Annotated in this window: 17 protein-coding genes; 11 read left to right on the plus strand and 6 right to left on the minus strand. The window is 71.0% G+C overall.

Translation table 11 applies throughout. The annotated features are described in order from the left end of the window. Positions 1–101: 101 nt before the first annotated feature. Positions 102–1721 (minus strand): acyl-CoA synthetase, encoded by a 1620-nt coding sequence (locus tag OG787_RS48650; RefSeq protein WP_369029571.1) that lies wholly within the window; start codon positions 1719–1721, stop codon positions 102–104. Between the two features lie 195 nt (positions 1722–1916). Here OG787_RS48650 and OG787_RS48655 point away from each other — a divergent pair, with 195 nt between their 5' ends. The 7 genes from OG787_RS48655 to OG787_RS48685 all read left to right on the plus strand — a co-directional run bounded on the left by OG787_RS48655 (position 1917) and on the right by OG787_RS48685 (position 7584). Continuing rightward, positions 1917–2717 carry a crotonase/enoyl-CoA hydratase family protein gene (locus OG787_RS48655; RefSeq protein ID WP_369029570.1) on the plus strand — a complete coding sequence of 267 codons (801 nt, stop codon included), beginning with the start codon at positions 1917–1919 and terminating at the stop codon, positions 2715–2717. Between the two features lie 21 nt (positions 2718–2738). Next, the gene (locus OG787_RS48660; RefSeq protein ID WP_369029569.1) at positions 2739–3686 is read left to right on the plus strand and encodes a Zn-ribbon domain-containing OB-fold protein; all 948 of its coding nucleotides are present in this window, start codon (positions 2739–2741) and stop codon (positions 3684–3686) included. Then, positions 3683–4741 carry a thiolase domain-containing protein gene (locus tag OG787_RS48665; protein ID WP_405539901.1) on the plus strand — a complete coding sequence of 353 codons (1059 nt, stop codon included), beginning with the start codon at positions 3683–3685 and terminating at the stop codon, positions 4739–4741. Before OG787_RS48660 ends, OG787_RS48665 begins: the two co-directional genes overlap by 4 nt. Further along, positions 4731–5897 carry a thiolase domain-containing protein gene (locus OG787_RS48670; RefSeq protein ID WP_369029567.1) on the plus strand — a complete coding sequence of 389 codons (1167 nt, stop codon included), beginning with the start codon at positions 4731–4733 and terminating at the stop codon, positions 5895–5897. The genes OG787_RS48665 and OG787_RS48670 overlap by 11 nt, the downstream gene beginning before the upstream one ends. An 83-nt stretch (positions 5898–5980) precedes the next feature. After that, positions 5981–6223, plus strand: a complete 243-nt coding sequence (locus OG787_RS48675) for a DUF397 domain-containing protein (RefSeq protein WP_055523791.1) — start codon at positions 5981–5983, stop codon at positions 6221–6223. A 200-nt stretch (positions 6224–6423) separates the two neighbouring features. Beyond that, on the plus strand, positions 6424–7023 hold the full coding sequence (locus tag OG787_RS48680) for an ABATE domain-containing protein (RefSeq protein ID WP_369031726.1): 600 nt from the start codon (positions 6424–6426) through the stop codon (positions 7021–7023). Between the two features lie 63 nt (positions 7024–7086). Then, positions 7087–7584, plus strand: coding sequence for a hypothetical protein (locus OG787_RS48685; RefSeq protein ID WP_105968051.1), 498 nt, complete (start codon positions 7087–7089; stop codon positions 7582–7584). Positions 7585–7644: 60 nt separating this feature from the next. On the opposite strand, the gene OG787_RS48690 is transcribed toward OG787_RS48685, so the two are convergent. Next, positions 7645–9624, minus strand: coding sequence for an N-acetylmuramoyl-L-alanine amidase (locus OG787_RS48690; protein WP_369031725.1), 1980 nt, complete (start codon positions 9622–9624; stop codon positions 7645–7647). 217 nt (positions 9625–9841) lie between these two features. Beyond that, on the minus strand, positions 9842–10987 hold the full coding sequence (locus OG787_RS48695) for an aminoglycoside phosphotransferase family protein (protein WP_369031724.1): 1146 nt from the start codon (positions 10985–10987) through the stop codon (positions 9842–9844). 233 nt (positions 10988–11220) lie between these two features. Here OG787_RS48695 and OG787_RS48700 point away from each other — a divergent pair, with 233 nt between their 5' ends. Continuing rightward, a complete protein-coding gene (locus OG787_RS48700; RefSeq protein WP_389347405.1) occupies positions 11221–12720 on the plus strand; it encodes a hypothetical protein in 1500 nt (499 codons plus the stop codon). A 45-nt stretch (positions 12721–12765) separates the two neighbouring features. Here OG787_RS48700 and OG787_RS48705 read toward each other — a convergent pair whose 3' ends face one another. Beyond that, positions 12766–14208 (minus strand): PP2C family protein-serine/threonine phosphatase, encoded by a 1443-nt coding sequence (locus tag OG787_RS48705; protein WP_405539902.1) that lies wholly within the window; start codon positions 14206–14208, stop codon positions 12766–12768. A gap of 485 nt (positions 14209–14693) precedes the next feature. Here OG787_RS48705 and OG787_RS48710 point away from each other — a divergent pair, with 485 nt between their 5' ends. Continuing rightward, positions 14694–15134 carry an SsgA family sporulation/cell division regulator gene (locus tag OG787_RS48710; RefSeq protein WP_369031721.1) on the plus strand — a complete coding sequence of 147 codons (441 nt, stop codon included), beginning with the start codon at positions 14694–14696 and terminating at the stop codon, positions 15132–15134. Positions 15135–15150: 16 nt separating this feature from the next. On the opposite strand, the gene OG787_RS48715 is transcribed toward OG787_RS48710, so the two are convergent. Further along, positions 15151–16764, minus strand: coding sequence for an alpha/beta hydrolase (locus OG787_RS48715; protein WP_369031719.1), 1614 nt, complete (start codon positions 16762–16764; stop codon positions 15151–15153). Between the two features lie 203 nt (positions 16765–16967). On the opposite strand from OG787_RS48715, the gene OG787_RS48720 reads away from it, so the two are divergent. Beyond that, the gene (locus OG787_RS48720; protein WP_369031718.1) at positions 16968–17861 is read left to right on the plus strand and encodes a GNAT family N-acetyltransferase; all 894 of its coding nucleotides are present in this window, start codon (positions 16968–16970) and stop codon (positions 17859–17861) included. Between the two features lie 19 nt (positions 17862–17880). Here the strand turns inward: OG787_RS48720 and OG787_RS48725 are convergent, their stop codons facing one another. Beyond that, complete coding sequence (locus tag OG787_RS48725; protein WP_405539904.1) at positions 17881–18372, minus strand: nucleoside deaminase; 492 nt, start codon at positions 18370–18372, stop codon at positions 17881–17883. A 212-nt stretch (positions 18373–18584) separates the two neighbouring features. On the opposite strand from OG787_RS48725, the gene OG787_RS48730 reads away from it, so the two are divergent. Beyond that, the gene (locus OG787_RS48730; protein ID WP_405539905.1) at positions 18585–19361 is read left to right on the plus strand and encodes a GNAT family N-acetyltransferase; all 777 of its coding nucleotides are present in this window, start codon (positions 18585–18587) and stop codon (positions 19359–19361) included. Positions 19362–19669 lie beyond the last annotated feature (308 nt).

Genomic DNA, 19669 nt, shown 5'->3' on the forward strand with positions numbered 1-19669 from the left:
GACGAAGCGGCCGAAACGGCCGACGCCGACACTACCGGTACGGCTCGCATTCACCTCCGGTTCAGTCCCGCGCGATCATTGACCCGACGTTGAACAAACCCTTACTGATCTGCGGCTACGGCCACTTCACGCGCCCACCGGTAGTCCGCCTTGCCACTCGGCGACCGCTGGATCGCCTCCGCGATGACCAGCTGCCGGGGGATCTTGTAACCCGCCAGCTGCGTACGGCAGTGCAGTTGTACGTCTGTCAGGCTTGGCCGCGTCGCCCCCTCGCGCAACTGCACCACCGCCGCCACATGGTTGCCCCACGTCGCGTCCGGAACGCCGGCCACCAGAGCGTCGTACACGTCCGGATGGGACTTGAGCGCCTGCTCGACCTCCTCCGGATACACCTTCTCCCCGCCGGTGTTGATGCACTGCGAGCCCCGGCCCAGGACGATGACGACACCCTCCTCGTCGACCGTCGCCATGTCGCCGAGCAGCGACCACCGCTCGCCGTCCTTCTCGAAGAAGGTCTCCGCCGTCTTCCGGGGGTCGTTGTAGTAGCCGAGGGGTACGTGGCCGCGCTGGGCGATCCGGCCCACCTCGCCCGGCGGAACCGGCTCGTGGGTGGCCGGATCCACCACCTGCGTACGGGAGTTGACGCGGATACGGAAGCCGCGCCCCGGGCCCGAGTCCTCGGTCGCCGTACCGTTGAAGCCGGACTCCGACGACCCGAAGTTGTTCAGCACCATGCAGTTCGGCACCAGGGCCTGGAACTGGGCACGCACCGTCTCCGACATGATCGCGCCGGACGACGAGACGCTGAACACGGACGAGCAGTCCGTGCCCTTCATCGGCCCGTTGAGCGCGTCGATCAGTGGACGCAGCATGGCGTCGCCCACCAGGGACACGCTGGTGACCTTCTCCTTCTCGATCGTGCGCAGCACTTCCTCCGGCACGAACTTGCGGTGGATCACCACCCGTTGGCCGAAGTTGAAGGCGATGAACGCGGTCAGGGTCGAGGTGCCGTGCATCAGCGGGGGAGTGGGGAAGAACGTGATCCCGTCACCGCCGGCCGCGACCCGCTCGGCCAGCTCCTGCGGGGACTTGACCGGCTCGCCGGTCGGGGCGCCACCGCCCAACCCCGAGAAGAACAGGTCCTCCTGACGCCACATCACCCCCTTGGGCATACCGGTGGTGCCGCCGGTGTAGATGATGAACTGGTCGTCGCCGGAACGGTCCGGGAAGCCGCGCCCGGGTGACCCGGCGGCCTCGGCATCGGCGAAGGCCACCGCGTCCAACTCGGGCGCGTCCGGGGCCGGTTCGCCCACCCGGATCAGATGCCGCAACGCCGTGGCCCGGGGCCGTACCCCCGCCACCCGCTCCGTGAACTCCGCGTCGAAGACCAGGGCGACGAGGTCGGCGTCCCGGTAGAGATACGCCAACTCGTCTTCCACATAGCGGTAGTTGACGTTGACCGGCACGACTCGCGCCTTCAGGCACCCCAGCACGGTCTGGAGGTACTCGATCCCGTTGTAGAGATGCAGCCCCAGATGCTCGCCCGGACGGATCCCGTTGTCGATCAGATGATGGGCGACCCGGTTGGCGGCGGCGTCCAACTCCGCGTAGGTCAGACGGCGTTCCGCGCCCGTGCCCGGATGGTCGATGTACATCAGTGCCGCGCGGTCGGGCACCACGTCGACCACCGACTCGAACAGGTCGGCAAGGTTGTACTCCACCGCTCCTCCTGACCCCGGGCACTGCTTGCGGTTGTCGGCTCGCCGGTCATCAGAGCAAAGGGTGCGGCAACTGTGAAGGGGCCGCGTCGAAGAAATCTGACTACCTGTCAGAAAACCCTTGAAGTGCTTCCTCCGCTCCTGCAACCTGTTCTCGTTCTTTCACCTGTTCTCGTTCTTTCAGAGGGGAGACGGTCGATGGGTGGCACGGAACACCTGACCGTGCGGCGCGAGAACGCCACACTGGTCCTCACGCTCAACAGGCCGGAGGCCAAGAACGCGCTCTCGCTGCCGATGCTCGTCGGGCTGTACGACGGCTGGGTCGAGGCGGACGAGGACGACGCCGTCCGCTCCATCGTGCTCACCGGAGCCGGGGGCGCCTTCTGCGCGGGGATGGACCTGAAGGCCCTGGCCGGGAACGGAATGGAGGGCGAGCAGTACCGCCACCGGCTCAAGGCGGACCCCGATCTGCACTGGAAGGCGATGCTGCGCCATCACCGCCCCCGCAAACCGGTGATCTCCGCGATCGAGGGGTACTGCGTCGCCGGCGGCACCGAGATCATCCAGGGCACCGACATCAGGGTCGCGGGCGAGTCGGCGACCTTCGGGCTCTTCGAGGTCAAACGCGGCCTCTTCCCGATCGGCGGCTCCACGGTCCGCCTCCAACGCCAGATCCCGCGCACCCACGCCCTGGAAATGCTGCTGACCGGCCGCCCGTACACCGCCCAGGAGGCAGCCGCGATCGGCCTGATCGGGCACGTGGTCCCCGACGGAACCGCCCTCGACAAGGCGTTGGAGATCGCCGAACGGATCAACGCCTGCGGCCCGCTGGCTGTGGAAGCCGTGAAGGCCTCCGTCTACGAGACCGCCGAACTGACCGAGACCGACGGCCTCGCCGCCGAACTCAAGCGAGGCTGGCCCATCTTCGACACCGCCGACGCCAAGGAAGGCACCCGTGCCTTCGCCGAGAAGCGCCCGCCCGTCTACCGGCGCGCCTGACCCCGCGAAGGAGCACCCCGGATGACCACCGAAGTCCTCAAAGCCCCCCTGGTCGTCGAATTCCCCTTCACCCGTTCCCTGGGCCCCGTCCAGAGCGCCTTCCTCACCGGCCTGCGCGAACAGGTCGTCCTCGGGGTCCGCACCACCGACGGCCGCACCCTCGTCCCACCCGTCGAGTACGACCCGGTGACCGCCGACGAGATACGCGACCTGGTCGAGGTCGCCCCCACCGGCACCGTCACCACCTGGGCCTGGAACCACGCCCCGCGCCGGGGCCAGCCCCTCGACACGCCCTTCGCCTGGGTCCTGGTCCGCCTCGACGGCGCCGACACCACCCTCCTGCACGCCCTCGACGCCCCCGGCCCCGATGCCGTCCACACCGGCATGCGCGTCCGCGTCCGCTGGGCGGCGGAACGCTCCGGCGCGATCACGGACATTGCCTGCTTCGAGCCGTACGACAGCCCGAGCGCGGGTGAACCGCCCGACCACGACGGGCAGTTCGAGTCGATGGTGACCGGCATCGTCGCCGAGGCCCGACTCGACTACACCTACTCGCCCGGCCGTGCCCAGACCGCCTACATCACGGCCCTCGCCGACCGGCGGATCGTCGGCGAACGCTGCCCGTCCTGCCGGAAGGTGTACGTCCCGCCGAGGGGCGCCTGTCCCACCTGCGGTGTCGCCACGTCCGAGCAGGTCGAGGTGGGCCCCGGTGGCACGGTCACCACGTTCTGCATCGTCAACATCAAGGCGCGCAACCTCGACATCGAAGTGCCGTACGTCTACGCCCACATCGCCCTCGACGGCGCCGACCTCGCCCTGCACGGCCGGATCGGCGGCATCCCGTACGACCAGGTGCGCATGGGGCTGCGCGTCGAACCGGTGTGGACAGAAGGGGGCCGCTACCCCGACCACTACCGGCCCACCGGCGAGCCCGACGCGGACTACGAGACGTACAAGGAGTCGCTGTGACACGCGAGATCGCCGTCGTCGCCTTCGCACAGACCGAACACCGGCGGACCAGCGACGAGTTGTCCGAAGTCGAGATGCTCATGCCGGTCCTGCACGAGGTCCTCGACCAGACCGGCCTGAAGACCAGCGACATCGGCTTCACCTGCTCCGGCTCCTCCGACTACCTCGCCGGCCGCGCCTTCTCCTTCACCCTGGCCCTCGACGGCGTCGGCGCCTGGCCGCCGATCTCCGAGTCCCACGTGGAGATGGACGGGGCATGGGCGCTGTACGAGGCCTGGACCAAGCTGATGACAGGTGACACCGACACCGCGCTGGTCTACTCGTACGGCAAGTCCTCACCGGGCTCGGTGCGGGACGTCCTGACCCGGCAACTCGACCCGTACTACGTGGCCCCCCTGTGGCCGGACTCCGTGGCGCTCGCCGCCCTCCAGGCGCAGGCGCTCATCGACGAGGGCTACACGGACGAGCCCGCGCTCGCCGCCGTCGCCGCCCGGAGCCGGGCGGATGCCCAGGCCAACTCCCATGCCCAGCTACGGGGTTCGGTGGTGCAGGGGGAATATGTCGTACGTCCCCTCCGCACCGGGGACTGTCCGCCGATCGGCGACGGGGCCGCCGCCGTGATCCTCGCGGCCGGAGACCGAGCCCGGGAACTGTGCGAGCGGCCCGCCTGGATCCGGGGCATCGACCACCGCATCGAGGCGCACTCGCTGGGCGTACGTGAGCTGACCGACTCGCCGTCGACGCGCCTCGCCGCCGAGAAGGCCGGCGCCTTCGAACGGCCCGTGGACACCGCCGAGTTGCACGCGCCGTTCACCTCGCAGGAGGTGGTCCTGAGGAAAGCCCTGCGGTTGGGCGACGAGGTCCGCGTGAACCCCTCCGGGGGTGCCCTCGCCGCCAACCCGATCATGGCCGCCGGGCTCGTCCGCATCGGCGAGGCCGCCGCCCGGATCCACCGGGGCGAGTCCGACCGGGCCCTCGCCCACGCCACCTCCGGGCCCTGCCTCCAGCAGAACCTGGTCGCCGTACTAGAAGGGGAGCCCCGTCATGCCCAGTGAACCCGTGGCGGTCGTCGGGATCGGCCAGACCAGGCATGTCGCTGCCCGACGGGACGTGTCCATGGCCGGGTTGGTGCGAGAGGCCGCTCAACGGGCTCTCGCGGATGCCGAGTTGACGTGGGCCGACATCGACGCCGTCGTCATCGGCAAGGCGCCCGACTTCTTCGAGGGCGTCATGATGCCCGAGCTGTATCTCGCCGACGCGCTCGGCGCGGTCGGGAAACCGATGCTGCGCGTGCACACGGCGGGCTCGGTCGGTGGGTCCACGGCGCTCGTCGCCACCAACCTCGTCAGGTCCCGCGTCCATGCCACCGTCCTCACCCTGGCCTACGAGAAACAGTCCGAGTCGAACGCCATGTGGGGACTGTCCCTGCCGATCCCCTTCCAGCAGCCCCTGCTGGCCGGGGCGGGCGGTTTCTTCGCCCCGCACGTCCGTGCGTACATGCGACGCAGCGGCGCCCCCGACACGGTCGGCTCGCTCGTCGCGTACAAGGACCGGCGCAACGCGCTCAAGAACCCGTACGCGCATCTGCACGAGCACGACATCACGCTGGAGAAGGTCCAGGCCTCGCCGATGCTGTGGGACCCGATCCGCTACTCCGAGACCTGCCCGTCCTCCGACGGCGCCGTCGCGATGGTCCTCACCGACCGCGCCGGAGCCGCCCGCTCACCGCGCCCGCCCGCCTGGCTGCACGGCGGCGCGATGCGCAGCGAACCCACGCTCTTCGCGGGCAAGGACGCCGTGTCGCCGAAGGCGGGCCGGGACTGCGCGGCCGACGTGTACCGGCAGGCCGGGATCGCCGACCCCCGGCGGGACATCGACGCCGTCGAGATGTACGTACCGTTCTCCTGGTACGAACCCATGTGGCTGGAGAACCTCGGCTTCGCGGCGGAGGGTGAGGGCTGGAAGCTGACGGAGTCCGGGGTCACCGAGCTGGACGGGGACCTGCCGGTCAACATGTCGGGCGGTGTTCTGTCCACCAATCCGATCGGTGCCTCGGGCATGATCCGCTTCGCGGAAGCGGCGCTTCAGGTGCGCGGGCTGGCCGGAGAACACCAGGTGGACGGGGCTCGCCGGGTCCTTGGGCACGCCTACGGGGGCGGCTCCCAGTTCTTTTCGATGTGGCTCGTCGGCAGCGAACCGCCCACCTCCTGAAGCATCCCCCTCACGTGGCCTGTCGGCGGCAGGAAGCGATGGCTAGGCTGACCGCGGACGACGAAACCGGGAGGAGCACGGACGTGGCCGAGAGCACGATCCAGGAGCACCCGCTCGCGGGCTGGGACAAGCCGGAGCTGGACCTCAGCAACGCCGACTGGCAGTCCAGCAGCAGTGGGCGGGGGGATGTCCAGATCGCCTTTGTCGAGGGATTCATCGCGATGCGCAACAGTGGCCGCCCGCACAGCCCTTCCCTGATTTTCACGCCCGCGGAATGGGGCGCGTTCGTGTCGGGGGCACGGGAAGGGGAGTTCGACCTGACCTGATGCTTTCTCGCCCCCGCCGCCCCTACCCGTCCCATCCCTGGGGGCTGCGCCCCCAGACCCCCCTGGGCTGGGTATTCAGCCCCTCCGGCGTTTGAGGAGCGGGGGTTCGGGGGCAGCGCCCCCGAGGATGGGACGGGTAGGGGCGGCGGGGGCGAGGAAAAATCGCGCTAATGGGTGTGGCGGGGCTTAGCATTAGGGCCATGCGGGACCTGATCACCAGCGACGCGCGGCTCGCCCTCGACCTTGCTCTCACCGTCCGCCATGACGGTGAGGGCGGTGTCGCCGACGACCTCACCGGCCCCACCGGCCTCACCACCTGGGTGCGCGCCCACCGCGACACCCTGCCGGACACCGACCGCTTCGTCGCTGACGAGGCCGCCCTGACCGCCGTACGAGAACTCCGTGCCGCCGTCCGCACCCTGTTCGCCCGCGCGGTGCGGCCCGGCGAGCCGAGCCCGGCGGACGCGGCACGGCTGCTGCCCCTGCCCGAGGCGCTGCGGCGGCTCAACGAGGCCGCCGCCCGTACGCCCACCGTCCCCGTGCTCGACTGGGCCGACGACGCCGAACCCGTCGTACGCCACCAGGGCGTACGCGGCGAGGAGGAGATCGTGGCCGTCCTCGCGCAGGCCGCTGTCACCTTTCTCGCCGGCCCGGACCGGGCTCGGCTGCGGGCCTGCCACGCACCGCGCTGCGTGCGCTACTTCCTCAAGGAGCACCCGCGCCAGGAGTGGTGCAGGCCGGCCTGCGGGAACCGGGCCCGGGTCGCCCGCCATCACGAGCGGCACAAGCAGGCGAGCTAGCGCGGTGTCGGTCGGCGGTGCCCGAGGGGCATGGAGGTCCGGCGGGACACGTACCATTGCTGTATGTCGTTCCTCCGCCGCCGCAGTGCCACTCCCGCCGGCCCCGACTTCGATGTTCTGGCCATGGATCCGGGTGACTGGCCCGGCAATCTGGGTGCGGGCCTGCTGCCCGCGCCCGACGGCAGCTGCCAGGGGGTGTTTCTGCGCTACGACCTGTTCGGTGGCCGTGGTCCCGCGATGGTCATCGGCAATCTGCCGGAGGGCTCCCCGGCCCGTGACGTCGCCGAGGACGAGGTCCCGTTCGAGGTCGCCCAGCTGCTGCTGGCCCTGGAGAACGAGGAGGAGGTCACCGTCGTCGGCACCGAGGACGTCCCGGTGATGCAGGGCGACAACCTCCTGATCGTGCGCCGCCTCAAGCTCTCCGAGAGCCGGATCGCCTGCGTGCAGTTCGACCGCAGCGACAACGTGCTGGTGACCATCGCGGCATGGGACCGCCCGATCACCGACGACCTGTACGCCCTGCTGAAGCCGCTGCCCGCGGAGCTTTTCCAGACCCAGTGACGTGATCGACGCTGGTTGCGTACAGGGCGGGGGCCAGGCCCCCGCCCTGTAGCGCTTTGCTCAGCGGAGCGTCAGTCGTACGTCCGCCGCCCTCACGAACGCCACCCGGTGGCCGAACTGGATCTCGTAGTACTGGTCCTGGCCGACCACGACCCGGTGCGCGGACGTGTCGAAGGTGACCGCGTAGTAGTACTCGCCCGGCACCTTGTCCCCGGCCACGTACTTCTGGCCCGCGGGCAGCTTGTACGGCAGCGGCGAGACCGCCTGGGCCGGGACGCCCGCCGGATAGGCCGAGGCCTCCGGGTACGCCCTTCCGTACACCGGGATCTCCGTCAGACCGTCCCTCGGTGTCACCAGCGTGCCGACACCGCTCACCGCCGTCGGGTTCGCCGCCGGGTTCTGGAACCAGGCCTTCTGGCCCAGGTACCAGATCGCCGTCCAGTCGCCCCTGCGCTCCGCGACCGCGTACTGCTGGCCGGTGGAGGCCCGCGACCCGATGTCGTTGACGCCGATCGTCGACGTGCCGTCGCCCGTGGGGTGCGTCCCGATGTCCTTGATGAGTGCCGAGGTGGTGTCCGGCTGGGAGTACAGGCGGACCTCGCTCGAACCGTGGGCCGCGCACGCCTGGCCCGCCGTGGCGCAGCCCGTGTACACCGGCCGGTTCGACGCGTAGTCCGGCCGGATCGTCACCAAGCTGCTGTCGCCGTCCGCATCGACCGTGGGCTCGAAGGGGCGGCCCAGCAGGGTGAAGTAGTGCTGCCAGTCCCAGTACGGGCCCGGGTCGGTGTGCATTCCGGAGACCGTCGAGGTGGTCGGACCCGGCACGTTGTCATGGCCGAGGATGTGCTGCCGGTCCAGCGGGATGCCGTACTTGGCCGCCAGATACTGCACCAGCCGCGCCGACGCCCGGTACATCGCCTCCGTGTACCAGGCGTCCGGATTCGCGAGGAAGCCTTCGTGCTCCAGCCCGATCGACTTGGCGTTGACGTACCAGTTGCCCGCGTGCCAGGCCACGTCCTTCGCCTTCACATGCTGCGCGATGTGCCCGTCCGTCGAGCGCAGCGTGTAGTTCCAGGACACGTAGGTCGGGTCCTGGACCATGGTCAGTACGCCGTTCCAGGCGCCCTCGGTGTCATGGACGACGATGTACCGGATGCTCTGGCCGGCAGGCCGGTTGCCCAGGTCGTGGTTGCCGTAGTCGCCGTCGCCGAACTCCTCGTACGGCGCCGGAATCCACTCGCAGGACACCGTCACCGGGCACTCGGTGCCCTCGGCGGACACCGTCCGCAGCCCGGTCCGCCTCAACTGGGCGGTGTCGGGGGCCAGTTCGGGGCGCGCGGCGAGGGCGACCCGCTGTCCCGCGTCGGTCGTGCGCCGCTCGCCGGTGCGCAGGACGTCGTACACGTCATCGGCGTACGCCGCCGCCGTCGCGGTGTCGTCGGCGCCGGAGAAGCGGGCCACCGCGCCGTACCAGTCTGCCGGATCGGCGCTGAGCGGCTCGGCGAGGTCCTGCTGGGCGGCGGCCAGCAGGGCGGCGCCGCCGGCCACATTGGCCGCCGGGTCCGTGCGGAGCCGCGACGCCGGCAGCCCGGTCAGCTCGGCAGCCTTCGTCAACGTGCGCAGCCGGGGCGGGAGTTCGGCCTCCGTCGGCACCTCCGTAGTGGGGTGCAGAGCCGGACGGGCACTGTCGCCGCGCGCATCCTCCGTGCCCTCGCTGTGGTGCGGGGCGTCGGCCAGGGCGGTCCGGGCGTCGGTGAGGTGCATCGGGCCGTAGCCGCCGGTGACGCTGGGCGCCCCGGCGTGCGTGTCCCAGCGGGACTGGAGATAGGAGACGGCGAGCAGGACGCTCTGCGGCACGTGGTACTCGGCGGCCGCCGCGGCGAAGGCGCGCTGGAGCCGGTCCGCCGGGGCGGCGGTGTCGGCCGGGGCCGCGCCGAGCAGCGGCAGCAGCAGCGCCGCCGAGGCGAGCGCACCTGCGGTTCTGCGCAGGCGTCTGTGTCCGGGATCGGTGGGGTGTCTGGGGTCGGCGGATCCTCGCAAGGCGGCCTCCTGGGACGGGCGGTCGTGGGGGTGCGTACGGGGCCGAAACGTAAGTCAGTGCTATCGGCTGCCCGACGATCCGTCAATGATGCCCAGAGGCCAATGAGTTCCCATGTCAATAAGGGTGCGGGCGGCGTTTCGCGGCCTCCCGCTGCCAGGCATGACGAAGGCCCGCGCTGCGCCGCTGTCCAGGCGCATCGCGGGCCCACGTCCCCCGTCAGCGAGTGCCGACCGCCGCTCGTACGGCCCGTCGGGCCAGCTGGCAGTCGTCGTGCAGCCGCCTCAGCAGCAGCCGCTGTTCCTCGCCGGACGGCGCAGCACCCGGTCCGGCCGGTCCCGGTGCCGCCGGGGTCGTCTCGTGCATCGAACGCTGCACGGCCAGCTCGTACGTACGGATCTCGCGCGTCAGTACCAGCATCAGGTTCACCAGGAAGGCGTCCCGTGCCGCCGGTCCCGCCGACTGCGCGAGCTGGCTGATCTGCCGCCTGGCCACCGGCGCGTCACCGAGGACCGCCCACAGCGTCGCCAGGTCGTACCCCGGCAGATACCAGCCCGCATGCTCCCAGTCCACCAGCACTGGACCGGCCGGTGAGAGGAGGATGTTGGACAGGAGTGCGTCGCCGTGGCAGAACTGGCCCATGCCCTGGCGGCCCGCCGAGTGCGCGATGCCGTGCACCAGTTTCTGTAGATCACCCATGTCCCGGTCGGTGAGCAGACCCAGCTCGTGGTACCGGGAGATACGGGCCGCGTAGTCCAGCGGGGCGTCGAACGTGCCCGCCGGGGGACGCCAGGCGTTGAGCCGGCAGATCGCGCTCAGCGCCGCCCTGATGTCCGCACGTGGCGGTGCCTCGACCGGATGCCGATGCAGGGCCGCGACCCGGCCCGGCATCCGCTCGATGACCAGCGTGCAGTTGTCCGGGTCCGCCGCGATCAGCCGGGGCACCCGCACCGGCGGGCGATGCCGGACGAACGAGCGGTAAGCGGCTATTTCGTGCCGGATCCGCTCGGCCCAGGCCGGCGACTGGTCCAGTAAACACTTGGCGACGGCCGTGCTCCGCCCTGTCGTCCCGACCAGGAGCACCGAGCGTCCGCTGCGGCGCAGCACCTGCACCGGCGCGAACTCCGGGCAGATCCGGTGCACCGACGCGATCGCGGTGCGCAGCTGGGCGCCCTGCGTGCCGGACAGGTCGAGTCTCCCGCTGAGCGGCTGCGTACCGATCCCCGGCAGCCGTCGTGCTCGGCCGGCACCAGCCCCGAGTGCGGGGGCCGCCGGACGCGCGGGGTCGAGGTAGGGGCCGCTGCCACCCGGGCGGGGGTGCAGCAGCCGGGGAGGGGCGGACACGGAGGACGATGCTGCGTACATGGGAGAAACAGATCCCTTCGTGTGCCTGCGTCGGTCGTGCGCTGCCCGGCCCGGCCGCTTCGGTGCACCCTGGGGAGTGTTCCTCGGCGACCGGGTCGGGGTGGCGCTTTCCTACCTGACACCGGTTGGCCAGTGGCACACCATCTGGCGAACCCTGGCGAACCCTGGCGAATAGTCCCGGAGCATCTGACAGACGGTTACTGTCAACTCAGCCGAGAACCTGGGGGCTTGACGTGAGCGGACAACCCAACACTCGTCTGACGGACCTGTTCGGCCTGGCCGGCTGGTCCAAGGGCGAACTCGCGCGACTGGTCAACCGGCAGGCGGCGGCCATGGGCCACCCCCAGCTGGCGACGGACACCTCGCGGGTGCGGCGGTGGATCGACACGGGAGAGATCCCGCGCGATCCGGTGCCGCGTGTACTGGCTGCCCTGTTCACCGAGCGTCTCGGCCGTGTCGTGACCATCGAGGACTTAGGTCTGGTCCGGCACGGGCGTGTGGGGAAACGGCCGGGCGCCGGGAGTGCGGAAGCTCCCGACGGCGTGCCGTGGACGCCCGATCGGACTGCCGCGGTCCTCACCGAATTCACGGGAATGGACCTCATGCTCAACCGACGCGGCTTGGTGGGTGCGGGCGTCGCGCTCACCGCAGGCTCCGCACTCAGCAGTGCCATGCACGACTGGCTGCACACCGACCCGACTCTCTCCGCCGACGCTCCCGACCTCGACAACCCCCTGCACGCCGATCCCGCCGGTTTCGACCGGTACGAGGCCGCCCCCATCGGGTGGCAGGAGATCGAGGAACTGGAACGCGCGGTCGAGGTGTTCCGGGCCTGGGACGCCGCCCGCGGCGGCGGGCTCCAGCGCAAGGCAGTGGTGGGACAGCTCAACGAGGTGGGCGGCATGCTCGCCTACCGGCACCCCGAACCCCTCCAACGGCGCCTGTGGGGCGTCGCCGCCAACCTCGCCGTCCTCGCCGGCTGGATGTCGCACGACGTCGGCCTGGAACCCACGGCCCAGAAGTACTTCGTCATCGCCGCCCACGCGGCCCGAGAGGGCGGCGACCGGCCGCGCGCCGGGGAGGCGCTCTCCCGGGCGGCCCGCCAGATGGTGCACCTCGGCCGGCCCGACGACGCGCTCGACCTCATGAAGCTCGCCAACTCCGGTTCGGGCGAGGAGACTCTGCCCCGCACCAAGGCCATGCTGTACACCGTCGAGGCCTGGGCACAGGCGTCGATGGGGCACGGCCAGGCGATGCGCCGCACCCTCGGCCAGGCGGAGGATCTCTTCGTCTCCGACAAGGGTGATGTGCCGCCGCCGAGCTGGATGCAGATGTTCAAGGCGGAGGACCTGTACGGCATGCAGGCCCTGGCCTACCGCACCCTGGCCGAGCACGAGCCGGGCGCGGCCGTGCACGCCCAGTACTACGCGGAGAAGGCCCTGGAACTGCGGGTCGACAACCGCCAGCGGTCGAAGATCTTCGACTACCTGTCCATGGCCTCCGCCTGCTTCATCGCGGACGACCCCGAACAGGCCGCCGGATACGCGCGGTTGGCGCTGGTGTCGATGGGCTCGAACTCCTCCCACCGCACCTGGGACCGGCTGCGCGAGATGTACCGGCTCACCGCCGCGTACTCCAGCTACCCGAAGATCAACGAACTCCGCGAGGAGATCAAACTGTCGCTGCCGAAGCAGACGAAGGGGAGGGGCGGCAACAACACCGGGCGGGTCTAGCCCGCCCGGCAGTCCAACCCTGGCAGTTCTTCTGCACCGTCCGTCCTACGGGGCCACTTTGACGACGAGTACGCAGGCGTCGTCCTCGCGCTCGGCCTCGCCGAACTCCTCCACCACCGCCCGTACACATTCCTGCGCGGTCCGCGCCTCGCCGAAGCGCGGGGCCAGTTCGAGCAGGCGGTCTGCGACGGCGGTACCTTCCCGGCGCCCGGGCACCAGTCCGTCGGTGTGCAGGAGGAGCACATCGCCCGGTTCCAGGGTCTCCTCGGCCTGTCCGTAGACGGCGCCCGAGGTCGCGCCGAGCAGAACACCGCTCGGTGGGTTCAGCACGCGCCCCGTCCCGTCGCGGAACAGCAGCGGGGCGGGGTGTCCTGCCTGTGCCCAGGTGAGGGTGCGGGTCCCGGGCCGGTAGCGGCAGCAGATCGCGCTGCCCAGGGCCGGCTGGACGGACGCGTCGAGCAACTGGTTGAGCCAGGACATGAGTTGGCCCGGCTGGGTGCCCGCCACGGCCATGCCGCGCAGTGCGCCCAGCAGCATCGCCATGCCCGAGGTCACGGTCACCCCGTGCCCGGTGAGGTCGCCGACGCTCAACAGGGTGTCGCCGTCGGCCAGTTCGAGCGCGTCGTACCAGTCGCCGCCGATCAGCGCGCTCGTCGAGGAGGGGAGGTAGTGGGCGGCCAGGTCCAGGGCCTGGGGTCCCTGGCGCGGGAGCCGCAGGGAGCCGCGCCACGGCGGCAGCACAGCCTCCTGCAACTCGACCGCGAGCCGGCGCTCGGACTGCGCGTGGTGCCGGTGACGCTGGAGCGAGTCACGGGTCTCGCTCACCGTCCTTTGGCTGCGGCGCAGTTCGCTGACGTCCCGCAGTACGGCCCACATGGAGGCGGTGCTGCCGTCGGCGTCGAGCACGGGCTCGCCCATCATGTGCACGGTCCGCACGCCGCCGTCGGGCCGTACGACACGGAACTCGCCGTCGATGGGCTTGGCGTCGATCAGACAGTCCGTGACCATCGCGGTGAGCCTTCGGCGGTCCTCGTCGAGGACCAGGGAGGGCAGTTCGTCGAGGGTGAGCGGCTCCGCGGCGGGGTCCCGGCCGAGGATCTGGTACAGCTCACCGGACCAACTGGCCTCGTCCGTAAGGAGGTTCCACTCCGCGCTGCCGACCCGGCTGAGGAGCGAGTCGCGCCGGGGAGCGGTCGGCACGGCTCGCAGGGCGGGCACCGCATCGGCGGCCACGGGAGCCTCGGGCACGGGCTGCGGTCCGTCTCGCAGCTGGGCCAAGTGTTCGTCGAGGTCGCCCAGTTGACGCAGCGCCAGATCGTACAGAGCGCGCTGCCAGCGTTCCTCCGGGTCCGATCCGTCGGCAGGAGTGTCCCGTCGTACGGCGTCCACGTCGCCCTTGAGCCGGCGGGCCTGGGTGATGAGCGCGTCGACCGAGCCGCGCGCGGGCGGCTGGGCGGCTGGGCGGTCCGCGGAGAGATGGGGCGGCATGACGCACTCCGATGAAGGGACGGTACGACCAAGGCTGTCGGAAGGACCGGTTACGACTCTTGCACAGCCTGCGACGCCCTGTAAGGGATTTGGCAACACCCGATACGGTGGTGCTTCTGGCATATGCCACAGTCTTCTCGGACGGTTTTCCTGGGGCGAAAGCGGTAGGCGCCCGGTGTGCCAAGTCGTAGTCGGGGTACGCGACTTGATGGATCGATGGAGATGAGTGGCAACTCATTCACTCGCGTGTTCGACGGCCATTTGTGCGATGTGCGGCCGTGTGTTGCCGGGGCGCACGGTCAGGTTGCCCCCGAATCGCCCGTCGGTTCGCGATCCCCGCGGAAAACCACGCCAGTTAGTGATGCAGCTCACAATAAAAGCTGCGGATTCCGCGTAATCGGAGAGGCCATTTCGGGGTCGTAACACCACGTCGGCACAACGCGTCGGCATCAGCATCGTCGGCCCGAACCGGAGCGGAGACTGCCATGGACGTCACCCTCGAACAGCCCGCGCGCGCACGCCTGATCACCTCGGAGGAACAGGAGCTGCCCGTCCGTGCCACGCTCCGCTACGCCTCGACCGATCCACTGGCCGTGCACATCGACTTCCCGGCGGAGGCCGCCCTTGACGGCGAGGGGGTGAGCTGGACCTTCGCCCGGAGCCTCCTGGAGGAGGGTGTCCGACGGCCCGCCGGGGGCGGTGACGTGCACATCTGGCCGTGCGGGCCCGCACGGACGGTCCTGGAACTGCACTCGCCGCACGGCCTGGCCCTGCTCCAGTTCGACACCCCGGCCCTGCGCCGCTTCCTGCTCCGTACGTTCGCCGTCGTGGCCGCCGGGAGAGAGGACCTCGGCGACGCCGTCGACCGTGGCCTCTCCGACCTCCTGGGCGCCCCTTCGGCGGGCGGTGAGGGCAGGGAGCAGTGAGAGGGCCCAGGGCGCCTCAGTCGGCCTCGTCCGCGCCGCAGGAGCTGCCGTCGGCCGGGAGGGAGCCGTACAGCAGGAAGGCGTCGACCTTGCGGTGCACGCACTTCGAGGACGCGTACCCGGTGTGGCCCTCGCCCTTGTTGTCGAGGACGACCGCCGACGAGCCCAGCCGCTCGGCCGTCTCGGTCGTCCAGCGGTACGGCGTGGCCGGGTCGCCGCGCGTGCCCACCAGCAGCATCTTCGGGGTGTCGACGTCCCGGACCTCGGTGCGGATGAAGTCCGTGCCCCTGGGGCGGCCGTAGCACGTCAGGACCTCGGTGAGGCGGTAGCGGCCGAACACCGGGGACACCTTCTCGTACGAGGCGCGCAGGGCGGCGAGATCCTTGGTGATCCGGGCCGCCGTGGGGCGGTCGGGGTCGTCCGCGCAGTTGATCGCCATCAGCGCGGCGGGAAGGTTGTCGATGGGCACCTCGACCTCGTCGACGAGAGGGCCGTCGGAGTCCGGCGAGGGACTCTGGCGTACGGAGTTCCGGCCCGTGGGGCTCTGTTTCGGGGGGACGGCGACACCTCGGCCGGCGAACGCCATGACCCCCCTCGCGTCACCGTCCTCGACCAGCCCGGCGAGAGCCCGCTCCAGGGGCGGCCACATCCGCTTGCTGTAGAGCCCCTGACCGATGGCACCCACCAGATCCTGACCGGAGAAGCTGTCGCCGTAGCCGGTCGGCACCGGGTCCTCGTCGAGGGAGTCCACCAGGTCGACGACCCGCTGGCGGGCGACGCGCACGTCCTGCCCGAACGGACAGGCGATGTCGATCACGCACCAGGTGAGGAAGGCCTCCAGCGCGGTCTGCTGCCCGGCGGCGCCCGCGAGACCCTGCTCGGCGAGCGGCTCGGTGAGGGTGTCGACGCCGTCCAGGACGAACCGGCCCACCTTCTTGGGGAACTGGGCCGCGTACACCGCGCCGAGCCGTGTCCCGTACGAGAAACCGAGGTAGTTGAGCTTCTTGTCGCCGAGTGCCTGGCGCATCACGTCGAGGTCGCGGGAGGCGTTCACGGTGCCGATGTGCCGCAGGACGGGCCCGGAGTGCCTGGCGCAGGCCTGGGCCGCCTTGCGCAGCTGTTCGAGGACGGCACGCGGGTTGTCGCCGGCCTCGCCGCCGGTCACCGCGACGTCCGCGGCCGTGTCCGTGCCCTCGCCACAGCTGACGGGGGAGGACCTGCCGACGCCGCGCGGGTCGAAGGTGACCACGTCGTAGCCGTTCGTCAGGCTCATGAAGTCCTTGCCCGCATAGGCGAGTTGGCTGACGCCCGGGCCGCCCGGGCCGCCGAAGTTGAGCAGCACCGAACCCCTGGACGTGCCCGTGGCCCGGTAGCGGGCCATCGCCAGTTCGAGGGTGTCGCCCCCGGGCTTCGCGTAGTCGAGCGGGACGGTGACCTTGCCGCACTGGAGGCCGTCCGTCGGCGGCTCGTACAGAGCCCCGGCGGCGCAGGCCGACCAGTCGATCTCCTGGTCGTAGAAGCGGGACAGGCCGGGCTCGTCGTCCGCCGCGGCCACCGTCGGCGAGCCCGCCCCCAGCAGGGCGAGTGTCGCGGCCGAGGCGAGCGCCCGGCGTCGGTACGCGGACCGCATGATGCCTCCAGGGGCGGGGTCCCGGCTGTGGGCCGGGGCGGCGCCCTCGAACACGATATGCGGGTGACCAGGGGCTCGCCTCCCGGCGGCCGGGCGTGGGCGACGGTTACGCTGGGTGGTCGCGCCCCAGCCGAGAGCCATGGCCCAGAGTCGTGGACGGACGGGGCCGTATCCCCCCCCATGGAACGGAACGGAGCACACCCATGACCACCTCCGCCGACCCGGTCTCCCCGGGCCCCGAAGACCTCCTCGTCACCCGGGCCACGCCCGAGGACTGGCCGGTGGTGACCGGATGGGCGGGCGACGAGGGCTGGAATCCGGGGCTGTCGGACACCGCCGGGTTCTTCGCCCAGGACCCCGAGGGCTTCTTCATCGGCAGGCTCGGCGGGGAGCCGGTCTCGGCGGTCTCGGTCGTCAACTACGGTGACGCGTACGCCTTTTTGGGTTTTTATCTGGTCCGTCCCGACGTACGAGGCCGTGGCTACGGAATCACCACCTGGAAGACCGCGCTGGCCCACGCCGGTGCCCGCACCGTCGGCCTCGACGGTGTGGTCGCCCAGCAGGACAACTACCGCCGCTCCGGCTTCGAACCCGCCCACCGCACCGTCCGGTACACCGGAACCGCCCCTGCCGCCGACATCCCGGCGGGCGTACGTCCCGTACTGCCGGAGGATCTGGCGGCGATCACGGCGTACGACGCCCTCTGCACCCCCGCGGACCGGCCCCGCTTCCTGGAGTACTGGCTGACGGCCCCCGGCCATCGGACTTTCGTGTGCGAGGCTGCCGACGACGACCGTGCGGGGAACGGCGCCATCACGGGCTACGGAGTCGTCCGCCCCGGCCGTGACGCGTCCCGCATCGGCCCGCTGTTCGCCGACACCGCCGACGAGGCCCGGGCGCTGTTCGCCGCGCTGACGGCCGATGCGGCCGGGACGGAGGTCGCGATCGACGTCCCCGAGCCGAACACGGCCGCCGTCGCGCTGGTGGAGGAGGCGGGCTTCGCGCCGTCCTTCGAGACGGCACGCATGTACACGGGCCCGGTACGGGAGTTCGCGGGGGAGAGGGTCTTCGGGGTGACCACGCTCGAACTCGGCTAGCGGCGAACGTCCGTACGGGTCACCCTTGTCGGTGCGTGGTGGCCTGGAACCGGCGGTGCAACTCCCGTACCTCCTCGGCCAGTTCCGGTACCGGTCCCTCGACCGTCACCCCGGGCGCGATCTCGTTGACCGGCAGGGGCCGTACCGGGGCTGCGGGTACGCCCAATTCACCCAGCCAGGCGGTCAGTTGCTCGGACGAGGCGACGTACACGATCCGTCCGAGGCCCACCCAGGCGTGTGCGGCGGCGCACATCGGGCAGTGCTCGCCGGAGGTGTAGACGGTGGCCGCCGCCCGCTGCTCCGGGGTGAGATGGGCGGCCGACCAGCGGGCCAGCTCGAACTCCGGGTGGCGGGTGCGGTCGCCGGACGCGACCCGGTTGTGGTCCTCCGCCAGCACCGCGCCCCCCTCGCCCACCAGGACGGACCCGAAGGGCTCGTCGCCCGCCGCCAGGGCCTCGGCGGCCAGCTCCACGCAGCGGCGCAGATAGGGCAGTTCGTCGCTCTTCACCATGGCTGACGGCGCCTCCTCGTGGTGCGGTTTCAGGGTGCAGGGTACGTCCGTGTGGTCGGGAGGGCCTGGTGATCGCCGGATGTCACCGTGGCGGCGCAGGAAGCAGAGCAGGAAGCAGAAATATGCTTCGCATGCGCGAATGATCGGAAGGGTGACGTATCCCAGGTGCCAATACCGTTGCGCTTGCCGCATCAGGGTGCTGGAGTTACGGCATGGATCATGTAGGTGTGCTCGCCCTTTACGACCGGGACATGCGCGAAGGGGCACAGCCCGACGGGCCAGGCGCCCGGATCGAACGGGTGGGCGGGGTGGTGCGCCAGGTCGCCGACGCCCAGGGCTGGAACGGGGTGGTCTGGTCCGACCTCGACGCGGACAGCGCCGACGAGGCGATCGCCGAGCAGATCCGCCACTACAGCGGCCTCGGACGCGGGTTCGAGTGGAAGCTCTACGGCCACGACCTCCCCATCGACCTGGGGCAGCGGCTGCGGACGGCGGGGTTCACGCCCGAGCCCGAGGAGACGCTGATGATCGGCGAGGTCTCCGCCCTGACCTTCGACACCGAGCCGCCCGAGGGCATCCGTCTCGTCCCGGTGACCGACCGGGCAGGCGTCGATCTCGTGGCCGACGTGCACGAGAAGGCCTTCGGCACCGACAGCTCCCGACTGCGGCACCAACTGCTCGCCCGGCTCACCGACGACCCGGACACGATCACGGCCGTCGTGGCGCTGGCCGGCGAGGAGCCGGTGAGCGCGGCCCGCATGGAACTGGTCCCCGGGACCCGGTTCGCCGGCCTGTGGGGCGGCGGCACCGTCGAGGGCTGGCGCGGCAAGGGCATCTACCGCGCCCTGGTCGCCCACCGCGCCCGCGCGGCCGTGGAACGCGGCTACCGCTACCTCCAGGTCGACGCCTCCCACCAGAGCAGACCCATCCTCGAACGCCTCGGCTTCGAACCCCTCACCACGACGACGCCGTACGTGTACGAGCCCTGAGCGGCGCGGGGGCCGCACCGGGCGCGGCGGCGGGCCCGGGCCCGTGCCGGGGCTGACGCCAGGGCGGGCGCTGACCGACGCGTGGGGCGGGCAGCCGGCCGACACCGGGCGGGCCACCGGCCGTGGCTTGGCGGGCCGAGCTGGGACTCCATGGTCCCGGCGCGTGGCGGGCACAGCCCAGGCCTGTGGCGGGGGCGGACCCCCACATGTGGCTGGCCGACGCGTGGGTCGGGCCGGCGACCGATCCTGGGCGAGCACCGGTCGCGGTTTGGCGGGCCGAGTCGGGACTCCATGGTCCCGGTGAGCCG

Source organism: Streptomyces sp. NBC_00075 (assembly GCF_045041225.1).
Taxonomy (GTDB): Bacteria; Actinomycetota; Actinomycetes; order Streptomycetales; family Streptomycetaceae; genus Streptomyces; species Streptomyces adonidis.